10 protein-coding genes are annotated in these 11938 nt (G+C 72.2%); 6 read left to right on the top strand and 4 right to left on the bottom strand.

The genetic code is table 11. The features are described from left to right. Positions 1 to 57 precede the first annotated feature (57 nt). The gene (locus tag AMK21_RS21190) at positions 58 to 897 is read right to left on the bottom strand and encodes a class I SAM-dependent methyltransferase (RefSeq protein WP_073880231.1); all 840 of its coding nucleotides are present in this window, start codon (positions 895 to 897) and stop codon (positions 58 to 60) included. 435 nt (positions 898 to 1332) lie between these two features. Here AMK21_RS21190 and rpsA point away from each other — a divergent pair, with 435 nt between their 5' ends. Next, positions 1333 to 2844 carry a 30S ribosomal protein S1 gene (rpsA, locus tag AMK21_RS21185; protein WP_018512105.1) on the top strand — a complete coding sequence of 504 codons (1512 nt, stop codon included), beginning with the start codon at positions 1333 to 1335 and terminating at the stop codon, positions 2842 to 2844. 124 nt (positions 2845 to 2968) lie between these two features. Here the strand turns inward: rpsA and AMK21_RS21180 are convergent, their stop codons facing one another. Beyond that, the gene (locus AMK21_RS21180) at positions 2969 to 3928 is read right to left on the bottom strand and encodes a right-handed parallel beta-helix repeat-containing protein (RefSeq protein ID WP_073880229.1); all 960 of its coding nucleotides are present in this window, start codon (positions 3926 to 3928) and stop codon (positions 2969 to 2971) included. Between the two features lie 236 nt (positions 3929 to 4164). On the opposite strand from AMK21_RS21180, the gene AMK21_RS21175 reads away from it, so the two are divergent. The 3 genes from AMK21_RS21175 to AMK21_RS21165 all read left to right on the top strand — a co-directional run bounded on the left by AMK21_RS21175 (position 4165) and on the right by AMK21_RS21165 (position 6213). Beyond that, positions 4165 to 5103 (top strand): PAC2 family protein, encoded by a 939-nt coding sequence (locus AMK21_RS21175; RefSeq protein WP_015607883.1) that lies wholly within the window; start codon positions 4165 to 4167, stop codon positions 5101 to 5103. A gap of 66 nt (positions 5104 to 5169) precedes the next feature. Continuing rightward, positions 5170 to 5775: a dephospho-CoA kinase gene (coaE, locus tag AMK21_RS21170; protein WP_073880227.1), complete on the top strand. Its 606-nt coding sequence runs from the start codon at positions 5170 to 5172 to the stop codon at positions 5773 to 5775. A 69-nt stretch (positions 5776 to 5844) separates the two neighbouring features. Continuing rightward, positions 5845 to 6213 (top strand): tetratricopeptide repeat protein, encoded by a 369-nt coding sequence (locus tag AMK21_RS21165; protein WP_073880225.1) that lies wholly within the window; start codon positions 5845 to 5847, stop codon positions 6211 to 6213. 36 nt (positions 6214 to 6249) lie between these two features. Here the strand turns inward: AMK21_RS21165 and AMK21_RS21160 are convergent, their stop codons facing one another. Both AMK21_RS21160 and AMK21_RS21155 read right to left on the bottom strand, forming a co-directional pair. Further along, positions 6250 to 6582, bottom strand: coding sequence for a DUF6343 family protein (locus tag AMK21_RS21160; protein ID WP_073880223.1), 333 nt, complete (start codon positions 6580 to 6582; stop codon positions 6250 to 6252). 222 nt (positions 6583 to 6804) lie between these two features. Continuing rightward, complete coding sequence (locus AMK21_RS21155; protein WP_073880221.1) at positions 6805 to 7161, bottom strand: hypothetical protein; 357 nt, start codon at positions 7159 to 7161, stop codon at positions 6805 to 6807. A 370-nt stretch (positions 7162 to 7531) separates the two neighbouring features. On the opposite strand from AMK21_RS21155, the gene AMK21_RS21150 reads away from it, so the two are divergent. After that, a complete protein-coding gene (locus AMK21_RS21150) occupies positions 7532 to 10561 on the top strand; it encodes a DEAD/DEAH box helicase (RefSeq protein WP_073880219.1) in 3030 nt (1009 codons plus the stop codon). Further along, positions 10558 to 11877, top strand: coding sequence for an SWIM zinc finger family protein (locus tag AMK21_RS21145; protein ID WP_073880217.1), 1320 nt, complete (start codon positions 10558 to 10560; stop codon positions 11875 to 11877). The genes AMK21_RS21150 and AMK21_RS21145 overlap by 4 nt, the downstream gene beginning before the upstream one ends. Positions 11878 to 11938: the final 61 nt, after the last annotated feature.

Below are 11938 nucleotides of genomic sequence, written 5' to 3'. Positions count from 1 at the left end.
AGTGTCGTACGGGCGCTTCCGGCGAGGGACCGGCAGCCCTGGCCGGTCAGCCGGGGATCAGTCCCGCTCACACACGAAGATCGCCGTCCCGGGGATCAGGTTGCCGCGCAGCGGGGACCAGCCGCCCCACTCCTGGTCGTTCCAGGCGGGCCATTCCGGTTCGACGAGGTCGACCAGCCGGAACCCGCCCGCCACCACGTCCCTCACCCGGTCACCGAGCGTGCGGTGGTGTTCCACATAGACGGCGTTGCCCTGCTCGTCCTGTTCCACATAGGGGACGCGGTCGAAGTAGGAGGCGGCTACGGAGAGGCCTTCGGGCCCCGGCTCGTCGGGGAAGGCCCAGCGGATCGGGTGCGTCACGGAGAAGACCCAGCGGCCGCCGGGCCGCAGCACCCGGTGGACCTCGCGGAAGACCTGCACGGGGTCGGCGACGAAGGGCACCGCCCCGTAAGCGGAGCACGCCAGGTCGAAGGAGGCGTCCCGGAAGGGGAGCCGGCCCGCGTCCGCCTCGACGAGGGGGAGGCCCTCGCCGATGCGCAGGGCGTGCTGGAGCTGGCGGTGGGAGAGGTCGAGGGCCACCGGACGGGCCCCCTGTCCGGTCAGCCAGCGCGAGCACTGGGCGGCCCCGGCGCCGATCTCCAGGACGTCCAGGCCCTTGAGGGACGCGGCGGGCCCCAGGAGGCCGACCTCCGCCTCGTCGAGCCCTTCCGGGCCCCAGACGAAGCGGTCGTCCCCCAGGAAGCCGCCGTGATCGCTCTGGTACTCGTCGGCGTTCCGGTCCCACCAGCCGCGGCTGGCCCGGCTGCTCTCGGCCTCGTCCGCCGCGCGGCGGGTGGCTTCGGGTTCCGCGGGTCCCGCGGGTTCGTCGGAGTGGGTTCCGTGGATCTCTTGGCTCATCGTGCCCGCCGTTGTAGTTTGCCTTCACTCGCCGCTCGCGGTACGTACCAGGGATGGGTACCGGGATAGGACGCGTGTGCGCGACGCCTTGCCGCACTGCCGTATTGTGTTCGGGTCGAATCGGCCCGAACACGCCTCGGAGAACAGGAGTTGCTCCGGTACAGGGCCGTTGAGGGGCCGTCGCGCCCCAGGTCCGCGCCTGCGCGCATTGACCCTGTCCGGCTGCCCCCGTATGCTACAAGTTGCGCTGCGAGCCTGCGCGCCTCAGACCTAGCAGGCCGCGCTCGCGTCTGTTGCATGTCCCCTCGGTTGTCGAGGCGTCTCTCCGGAAACGGATTGCGCGCTTTCCAGGCTGTCCGGCTTCTGCAGAGGCGATACGGGCTTTCGGCGTAGCAGTACCTACGACTCTCTGTCCGTACCGGAGCCCTTTCCCACATGACGAGCAGCACCGAGACCACCGCCACCACTCCGCAGGTTGCGGTCAACGACATCGGCGACGCGGACGCGTTCCTCGCGGCGATCGACGAGACGATCAAGTACTTCAACGACGGCGACATCGTTGACGGTGTCATCGTCAAGGTTGACCGGGACGAGGTTCTCCTCGACATCGGTTACAAGACCGAAGGCGTCATCCCGAGCCGCGAGCTCTCGATCAAGCACGACGTCGACCCGAACGAGGTCGTCAAGGTCGGCGACGAGATCGAGGCCCTGGTTCTCCAGAAGGAGGACAAGGAAGGCCGCCTGATCCTCTCGAAGAAGCGCGCTCAGTACGAGCGTGCCTGGGGCACCATCGAGAAGATCAAGGAAGAAGACGGCATCGTCACCGGTACCGTCATCGAGGTCGTCAAGGGTGGTCTCATCCTCGACATCGGCCTCCGTGGCTTCCTCCCGGCGTCGCTCGTCGAGATGCGTCGTGTCCGCGACCTCCAGCCCTACGTGGGCAAGGAGCTCGAGGCGAAGATCATCGAGCTGGACAAGAACCGCAACAACGTGGTCCTGTCCCGCCGCGCCTGGCTCGAGCAGACCCAGTCCGAGGTTCGCCAGACGTTCCTCACCACCCTGCAGAAGGGTCAGGTCCGCTCCGGCGTCGTCTCCTCGATCGTCAACTTCGGTGCCTTCGTGGACCTGGGTGGCGTCGACGGTCTCGTGCACGTCTCCGAGCTGTCCTGGAAGCACATCGACCACCCGTCCGAGGTTGTCGAGGTCGGCCAGGAAGTCACCGTCGAGGTTCTCGACGTCGACATGGACCGCGAGCGCGTCTCCCTGTCGCTCAAGGCGACGCAGGAAGACCCGTGGCAGCAGTTCGCCCGGACGCACCAGATCGGTCAGGTCGTCCCGGGTAAGGTCACGAAGCTCGTTCCGTTCGGTGCGTTCGTCCGCGTCGACGAGGGCATCGAGGGTCTGGTCCACATCTCCGAGCTGGCCGAGCGCCACGTGGAGATCCCGGAGCAGGTCGTCCAGGTCAACGACGAGATCTTCGTCAAGGTCATCGACATCGACCTCGAGCGCCGCCGCATCAGCCTCTCGCTGAAGCAGGCCAACGAGTCCTTCGGTGGCGACCCGGCCTCGGTCGAGTTCGACCCGACGCTGTACGGCATGGCCGCGTCGTACGACGACCAGGGCAACTACATCTACCCCGAGGGCTTCGACCCCGAGACCAACGACTGGCTCGAGGGCTTCGAGGCGCAGCGCGAGGTCTGGGAGACCCAGTACGCCGAGGCGCAGCAGCGCTTCGAGCAGCACCAGGCCCAGGTCATCAAGTCCCGCGAGGCCGACGAGGCCGCCGCTGCCGAGGGTGCTGCCGCCCCGGCCGGCGCCGCTCCGGCCGCCTCGGGTGGCTCCGGTGGCGGTTCCTACTCCTCGGAGTCGGCGGACAACTCCGGCGCCCTGGCGTCGGACGAGGCCCTCGCCGCCCTGCGCGAGAAGCTGGCGGGCGGCCAGAGCTGACGCTCCGGACCCCGACGGCTCATCGGCTGCGGTAGAGCTGTAGAGCACTCAGTGAGGCCCGTTCCCTTCGGGGGGCGGGCCTCACTCGCGTACAAAGGCGCTGATCCGCTTATAGAGGTGCTGATCAGGGCGTCACGGTGACGTTGGTCAGCCCGCTGCCGCCGGTGACGGTGTTGCTCGCGTACACCGTGGTGCGGCAGCCGGCGCTGTTGTTGGTGACGTTGATGGCGAGCTGCCGGTCACCCGTGGCGCCGGACAGGTTCGAGGTGTTGCCGCGGAAGACGGTGCCGCAGCCCCAGCCGCTTCGCTGGGTGTGTGTCTCGTAGCCGTTGTTGGTGGTACGGGAGCCCCTGTTGCCCTCCACCAGGACGTCGTTGCCCTTCACGTCTACCCAGGAGTCGTCGTAGTTGGCCCCGGTGAGCCCGTTGCCGTCGAAGGTGTTGCCGATGATCCGGGCGCCGGTGGTGCCTTCCTTGATGTCGACGTTCTCGCCGCGGACGTCCGGCCCGATCGTGTTGTTCAGGATCTGCGCGTTGTCGCTCCGGTCGGAGAGGTCGTTCGCCGTGCCGACGTACACGCCCTCGCCCATGCCGCGCCCGTTCTGCCCGGTGTCGTAGATGCGGGAGTTCTTCAGTACACCGTCGCGCGAGGACCTGCGGAAGTGGACGCCCTCCATGTCGAGGTCGTGGACGGTCACGGAGTCGATGACGACCCTGTTCGCCGCGTCGGCCATGATGCCCTTCTGGCCGCCCTTGATCGTCACCCCGTGGACCGTCCAGTACGAGGCGCCGTCCAGGTGCAGCCCGTAGCCGCCGCCCGCCGTGAGTACGGCTCTGCTGGAGCCGGTGAGGATGATCCGGGCGCCGGAGGTGCCGGGCCTGGTGGCCTTGAAGTTCCCGGTGTACGTGCCGTCGGCGAGCCGGATCGTGTCGCCGGGGGAGACGGTGGTGAGCGCCGACTTCAGCTGGGCCGCGGTGGACACGTCGATCACGGCCGCCGCGTCGGCGGGGGCCGCGGTCAGGGCGAGGCCGCCGGTGGCGAGGGCGACGGCCAGCAGGGCGGTGAGGGGAGTGCGGGGACGCATGGGGGGAGCCTTCCCGTCGGAGGGGTCCAGTAGATTCCCGTACATTCCTGTACATGAATGTAGGATGCATCTCTGAACGCGTTGCCCGGTGACGGTAGGGACGGCCGGAGGGCGCGTCAAGGTCTGGACCAATAGCTGACGCGCCGTGAAGCCCCGTCGCCGGAAAGTGCGGTCGCCGGGAATGCTCATGGAGCCGGCCGCGTTCTTCCCAAGGAACACGAGGAGGAGCGTTAACCGTGCCTGATCCGCAGAGTTTGTACGAATGGGAGCCGAAGGGGCTGGCCGTCGTCGACATGGCGCTGGCCCAGGAGTCGGCCGGCCTGGTCATGCTCTACCACTTCGACGGATACATCGACGCGGGCGAGACCGGCGAGCAGATCGTCGACGGCCTGCTCGAAACGCTGCCCCACCAGGTCGTGGCCCGCTTCGACCACGACCGGCTCGTCGACTACCGCGCGCGCCGCCCGCTGCTGACCTTCCGACGCGACCGCTGGACGTCCTTCGAGGCCCCGACCCTGGAGGTCCGGGTCGTCCAGGACGCCACCGGAGCGCCCTTCCTCCTCCTGTCGGGCCCGGAGCCGGACGTGGAGTGGGAGCGGTTCGCCGCCGCCGTGGAGCAGATCGTCGAGCGCCTCGGCGTGCGCCTCACGGTCAACTTCCACGGCATCCCGATGGGCGTCCCGCACACCCGCCCCGTCGGTATCACCCCGCACGGCAACCGCACCGACCTGATGCCCGGTCACCGCAGCCCCTTCGACGAGGCCCAGGTCCCCGGTTCGGCGGAGTCCCTCGTCGAGTACCGGCTGATGGAGTCGGGCCATGACGTCCTCGGGGTCGCCACCCACGTCCCGCACTACGTCGCCCGGTCCGCCTACCCGGACGCGGCGCTGACCGCGCTGGAGGCGATCACCGCCGCGACCGGCCTGGTCCTGCCCGCGCTCGCGCACTCCCTGCGCACCGAGGCGCACCGCACCCAGACCGAGATCGACCGGCAGATCGGCCAGGGCGACGAGGAGCTCGTCTCCCTCGTCGAGGGCCTTGAGCACCAGTACGACGCCGTCGCCGGCTCCGAGACCCGCGGCAATCTCGTCGCCGAACCGGTCGACCTGCCCTCCGCCGACGAGATCGGCCGCGAGTTCGAGCGCTTCCTCGCCGAGCGGGAGGGCGACGGCTGAGCCGCCGCCGAGCCCAGCGGGAGGCCGGCCGCCGCGAGCCTCTCCCCGCCCCGTAGGCTGCGGCCCATGCTGAAAGTGGGCCTGACCGGCGGGATCGGCGCCGGCAAGAGCGAAGTGTCGCGGCGACTCGTCGAGTACGGTGCCGTGCTGATCGACTCCGACCGGATCTCGCGCGAGGTCGTGGAGCCCGGAACCCCCGGGCTGGCGGCCGTGGTCGAGGAGTTCGGGCCGGACATCCTGGCCGCTGACGGCACCCTGGACCGCCCGGCGCTCGGTCGAATCGTCTTCGCCGACCCGGACCGCCGCGCCGCGCTGAACGCGATCGTCCACCCGCTGGTCGGCGCCCGCGCCGCCGAGCTGGAACGGGAGGCTGGTACGGACGCCGTCGTCATCCACGACGTACCGCTGCTGGCCGAGAACGGCCTCGCCCCCTTCTACGACCTGGTCGTCGTCGTGGACGCGTCCCCCGAGACCCGGCTCGACCGGCTGGTGAACCGGCGCGGAATGACCGAGTCCGACGCCCGCGCCAGGATGGCCGCCCAGGCGACCCGCGAGGAACGCCTCGCCGTCGCCGATCTCACCGTCGACAACGACGGGCCGCTGGAGGCGCTGGAGCCGCAGGTCCGCGGGGTCTGGGAGGAACTCCTCCGCAGGGCCGCCGCCACCGGCTGACCCCCGCGCCGGGAATACCGGCTCCGGGGTGGATGTTGGAAACCCGGGAGCGAAGGGAAGGATGCGACCGTGCCCGAGAGCAACCCGGAAACCCATGTCATCGACTTCCGCGCGGCCGAGCAACTGCTCGACGCCCGGGACCCCCGGGGCGCGGTCAAGCTGCTCGACTCGGTGATCGCCGCCCACCCGGAGAACACCGCCGCCCGGCTGCTGCGAGCCCGCGCTTTCTTCGCCTCGGCCCAACTGCGCCCGGCTGAGCTGGAGTTCGAGCTGGTGCTGGAGCGCGAACCGGACAACGCGTTCGCCCACTACGCGTTGGCCCGAACCTTCGAGCGGGCAGGCCGCCCGGAAGCGGCGATGCGCCACTTCCGGCTCGCGGCGGCGCTGGATCCCAAGCCGGAGTACCTCAAGGCCGCCAGGTTCGACGCGGGGGACTGAGCGGTCCGGCACCGGGCGCCGGAGGCCTCAGGGCCGTCACGGCGGTTTCGTACCGTCCCCCGGGTCCGGCCTGCGCCACCGGGGCCGCCCGCCCCGGTCGGGCTCGTAGGGCGGCACGTCCCGGCCCGGCTGGAAGTGCGCCCCCTGGCGGATGCGGTAGGTGACCACGCAGAGGTCCAGCAACGTGAGGGCCAGGAGCACCGCGCAGGCCACCGCCCACCCTGGCCGCCCGACCAGCGAGAACGCCACCAGGCCGAAGAGCGCCCAGAACGTCCCCCAGAGACTCAGCCAGAGCCGCATCCGCAGCGGACTGCGGGCGGTCGCGGGCTCACTGCCGGTACGCATGGCGATCACCTCACCCTCCAGCATGGACCCGCGAGGCCCTCGGCGGGAACCGGGTCCGCGGGGCGGACCGTTGGTCCTTCATGGGTGAATCACTGGTACCCAGCGCGAGGGCGTCGAGCACCGCTCCAGGCTGCCGTGGGAGCGGGTCGACGCACCCTCACCGACGACGGAACCCGGCTGCTGGCCCGCCCCGCGCGCTGACAGGCAGCCTGCCTCGCGTTCGGGCCGTCGCAGTCTCCGGCTCGCTCAGTGCACGAAGGTGTAGCTGCGCCACGGCGGGCCGCTCTCGGCCGCCACATCGCTGAACCGGGTGGCCACGTAGGCCGTCCCGCGGCCGGTGCAGTCGCGGGTGGGGTAAAGGACGATGTCGACCAGCGTGCCGTTCTCGATCTCCCGGGCCCCGGCGGGGGCCATCCGGTGGCAGCCGCGTACCGAGGGGTTGTTCACCTGTACCACCGCCTCACGGTCGGTGTGGTAGGTCACCGGGCCGACGGCGGTGCGGCCGAGGCCCGAGCAGCCCGAGACGGTGAGGGCGAACAGCGAGGCGGCGGCGACGGCGCCGAGACGGCGTCGGCGGCGAAGATCGGGCGCGGTCACGGACATGGGCGGGTCCTCGTCTGCTCTTCCGGTGCTCGTCCGGCTCTCACCGGTTCTCGTCCGGTTCTCATCGGTACGCCTCCGACCCTCATCGGTACGCCGGGGAGACGTGCTGGCGCTGGCCACCCTGCCCGCTTCCCACCGCCCCGGCACTTCGTGCGCGGCCGACCGGGCGAGCAGCGGGCCATGCGGCGGGCCGTATCGCCCGTCACGGGGCGTGATTGGTGACGGACCGGTCCCGAGCGCCCCGCATACCGCTCCGAACTGCGGTGACGCGGCCGAGGGAAGGGTTGTCAGACCCCCCGCCTAGACTCGCGGAGTCAGCATGGACCGTGCTGGCCGGATCAGCGGACCAGGTGGGGAGGGGGTGGCCGGAATGGCAGAGTCAGCGGCACAGGGCGCACGGGAACCGCGCACCGACGAGCTGCGCACAGCGGACGTCGGCCGCCTGCTGCGCTGTGCGGCGGTCTTCCTGCCGGGCCCGGTCCCGCGAGACGGACGGATCGCCTTCTGGGACCCCTTCGCGGTGTCCGGAGCGCCCGCGCGGGACGGGTCCTCCTTCGCCTACGCGGACAGTGCCCACGCGGACGGTGCCTACGCCGACGACCGGGTCCCGGCTGACGCCGTGCCGTACAGCCCGGCCGAGCTCACCGTGGTCCGGCGGGACGGCGCCCCGGGCCGGGGAGACCCTGTTGTCCGGAGCGCCGAGGTGCCCGCCGCACTGCTCTCCGTGGCCGACGCGCTCCCCGTCCTCGTCCGCGCCCGGCACCAGGCGTCCGCCCACCCCGCCACCCGCTGCTGGGGCGCGGCCGCGCTCCACGCCCTCCACCTGGTCGCGCGCGGCAGGCTGCTGCCCGGTCTCACGGCGGGCGGCCACGACGCCTGGCGGGCGGGCCCGCGGGACGCCGAGGACATCGCACACCTGCGGGCCATCGCCGCGGCGATGCCGTTCGAGGGGTACGCGGTGCCGCTCCCGGAGCCGGATCCGCCCCGGCTCCCAGACCCGGAGGCGCTGATCGGGTCCTTCCTGGACTCGGTCGCCGACACGCTCCCGCGCACCCCCGCCGCCGCTTACGCGATGGGCGCGCCCTTCGCCGCCCGGGAGCCCCAGCACCTGCCGCACGCCGCAGCCTGGGCCGTCGAGGTGGCCTCCGGACTGGACGCGGGGGTGCGGGTCTCGCTCCGGCTCGACCTCTCCGCCTACGAGCTGTTCGACACCGCCGACACCTGTGCCGTCACGGCCTCCGGAGAGGACGGCGATGCGGGCGCCCCGGCGCACCCGGACGACCCGGCGGCCCGCCACGCCGCCGCGGCCGTCGTGCAGGTGCACAGCCTCGCCGACCCGACGTACGTGGTCGACGCCGCCGCCCTGTGGAACGGGCCGACGGGCGAGCCGTTCGGGCCGCGCGCCCGGGTCGACGCGGTGCTGGCGCTGCGCCGGGCCGCCCGGGTCTGGGCCCCGCTGGAGCGGCTGCTGGGCCGGCCCGTCCCCGATGTGCTGGCGATCACCGAGGACGAGCTCTACGAGCTGCTGAGCGACGCGGGAGCCCGGCTGGCAGCCGCCGGGGTCCCTGTGCACTGGCCGCGCGAGCTGGCCCGTTCGCTCACCGCGGCCGCCGTCGTGCGGCCCGCGCCCGGATCGGCCACCGACGGCACCTCGTTCTTCGACGCCGAGCAGCTCTTCGCCTTCAACTGGCAGGTGTCGCTGGGCGACGAGCGGCTGACCGAGGCCGAGATGGACATCCTCGCGGAGGCCCACCGCCCGGTGGTGCGGCTGCGCGACCAGTGGGTGGTCGTCGACCCCGCCCTCGTACGGAAGGCGCGCAAGCGGGAGCTGGGGCTGCTGGACCCGGTGGACGCGCTGGCCGTCGCCCTCACCGGGAGCGCCGAGGTGGACGGGGAGCAGGTCGAGGCCGTCCCGGTCGGAGCCCTCGCCGCGCTCCGTACGCGCATCCTCGCCGACGACGCGACGATCGCACCGCCGCCCGGTCTCGACGCGACCCTGCGCGACTACCAGCTGCGCGGCCTGGCCTGGCTGGACCGGATGACCTCGCTCGGGCTCGGCGGCTGTCTCGCGGACGACATGGGTCTAGGCAAGACGATCACCCTCATCGCCCTCCACCTGCACCGCGCGCGGAAAGCCCCCACCCTGGTGATCTGCCCCGCCTCCCTCCTCGGCAACTGGCACCGGGAGATCAGTCGCTTCGCCCCAGGCGTCCCGGTCCGCCGCTTCCACGGCACCGACCGGACCCTGGGAGAGCAGGACGGCGGCTTCGTCCTCACCACGTACGGCACCATGCGCTCCAGTGCGCCCCAACTCGCCGCGCACACCTGGGGCCTGGTCGTCGCCGACGAGGCCCAGCACGTCAAGAACCCCCACTCCTCCACCGCCAAGGCCTTGCGCACCATCCCCGCTCCGGCCAGGGTCGCCCTCACCGGCACCCCCGTGGAGAACAACCTCTCCGAGCTCTGGGCCCTGCTCGACTGGACGACCCCCGGACTCCTCGGCACGCTCAAGGCGTTCCGGGCCCGGCACGCCCGGATCGTGGAGAACACCGGTACGGCCGCCGGCCTGGGCAACGAGGAGGCCGTGGAGCGGCTCTCCCGGTTGGTCCGCCCCTTCCTCCTCCGCCGCAAGAAGTCCGACCCCGGCATCGCCCCCGAGCTGCCGCCCAAGACGGAGACCGACCACCCCGTCTCCCTCACCCGGGAGCAGGCCACGCTGTACGAGGCGGCGGTGCGCGAGACGATGACGCGGATCGAGGCGGCCGAGGGCATCGCTCGCCGCGGTCTCGTCATGAAGCTGCTGGCCTCGCTCAAGCAGATCTGCAACCACCCGGCGCAGTATCTGAAGGAGGAGCCCACCCGGCTCACCGGCCGGTCCGGCAAGCTCGCCCTGCTGGACGAGCTCCTCGACACGATCCTCTCCGAGGACAGCTCCGTCCTGATCTTCACCCAGTACGTGACCATGGCCAAGCTCCTCTCCGCCCACCTCGCCTCCCGCGCGATCCCCTCGCAGCTCCTGCACGGCGGTACGCCGGTGCCCGAGCGGGAGCGGATGGTGGACCGCTTCCAGTCCGCCGAGGTCCCCGTCTTCCTGCTCTCCCTCAAGGCGGCCGGGACCGGGCTGAACCTCACCCGCGCCGCCCATGTCATCCACTACGACCGCTGGTGGAACCCGGCCGTGGAGGAACAGGCCACCGACCGGGCGTACCGCATCGGGCAGACCCAGCCCGTGCAGGTCCACCGGCTCATCGCCGAGGGCACGGTGGAGGACCGGATCGGCGAGCTGCTGGAGTCCAAGCGCGCCCTCGCCGACGCGGTCCTCGGCACCGGTGAGACCGCCCTCACCGAGCTGAGCGACCGGGACCTCGCCGACCTCGTCTCGCTGCGGAGGCCCGCATGACCCCGCGTTCGGCCCCCCGCGCCCGCCCCGGCCCCGACGACCTGCGGCGCACCTTCGAGGCGGTGCCCGCCCGCACCTCGCAGGAGGGCGAGCCCTTCGCGGACAGCTGGTGGGGCCGCGCCTGGGTGGCCGCGCTGGAGTCCCTGTCGATGGACGAGGCCCGGCTCGCCCGCGGCCGGGCGTACGCGGACGAGGGCAAGGTCGCCGCGATCACCGTCACCCCCGGCCGCGTCGTCGCCTATGTCCACGGCAGCCGCGCCCGCCCCTACCGCGCCGAACTGCGCCTGCGCACCTTCACCGACACCGGCTGGGACACCCTGCTCGACGCGGTCGCCGCCCACCCCGGCCACCTCTCCGCGCTGCTGGCGAAGGAGATGCCGCACTCCCTGGCCGACACCGCGCGGGAGGCCGACATCCGGCTGCTGCCCGGCGGCAACGACCTGGACCCGAGCTGTACGTGCCCCGACCACGGCCGGCCGTGCAAGCATGTCGCCGCCCTCTGCTACCAGACCGCGCGGCTGCTGGACAGCGACCCGTTCGTCCTGCTGCTGATGCGGGGCCGGGGCGAGCGCGACCTGCTGGACGAGCTGGGCCGCCGCAACGCCGAACACACCGCCCGCGAGCGCCCCGCCGCCCCCGCCGTACCGTCGGTCCCGGCGGCGGAAGCGCTCACGGACCGCTACCTGCCGCCGCTCCCGGCACCCCTGCCCGTACCGCCGTATCCGGGCCAGCCGCCGTCCTACCCGGACCTGCCGGGCGCGCGCGACCCGCTGGGCCTGGACCACCTCGCCACCGACGCCGCCGCCCGCGCCCACGCCCTCCTGACGACGGGCCACGATCCGCTCGCCGGGCTCACGCCCTGGCAGGACGCCGTCCGGATCGCCGCCTCACGCCCCACCGCAGGCCTCACCGCCACCACCCGCGCGCTCTACCGGGAGCTCGCCCACGCCACCGGCCGCAACACCACCGACCTGGCCCGCGCGGTGGCCGCCTGGCGGCAGGGCGGAGCCGAGGGCCTCACGGTCCTGGAGACGCCCTGGGACCCCCCGGCCGGCCCCTTCGACCGGGCCAGGCCCCTGCTGGCCGCCGCCGAGTTCCCGCGCTTCACGCCCTGGCGCAACCACCTGACCCACCCGGTCGGCACGCTCCAGCTCCGCTTCGGCCACGACGCCCGCTGGTACGGCTACGAGTCCGACCCCGGCGCCGACGACTGGTGGCCCCGCGCCACCCCCGACCCGGACCCGGTCGCCGCCCTCGAAGCCCTGCTGACCGGCGACACGGTGACGGCGGCCCCCGACGACTCGCACGTACGGTAAATCCCTTGGCCACAGCGCAGTTGGCACTGTTTGCGTCCTCGACGTGGCGGCTCTTCGAAGT

Origin of the sequence: Streptomyces sp. CB00316 (assembly GCF_001905595.1) — a bacterium.
Lineage (GTDB): Bacteria > Actinomycetota > Actinomycetes > Streptomycetales > Streptomycetaceae > Streptomyces.
The sequence above is the reverse complement of the archived record's forward strand: the minus strand, read 5'-3'. Positions and strand labels throughout refer to the sequence as shown.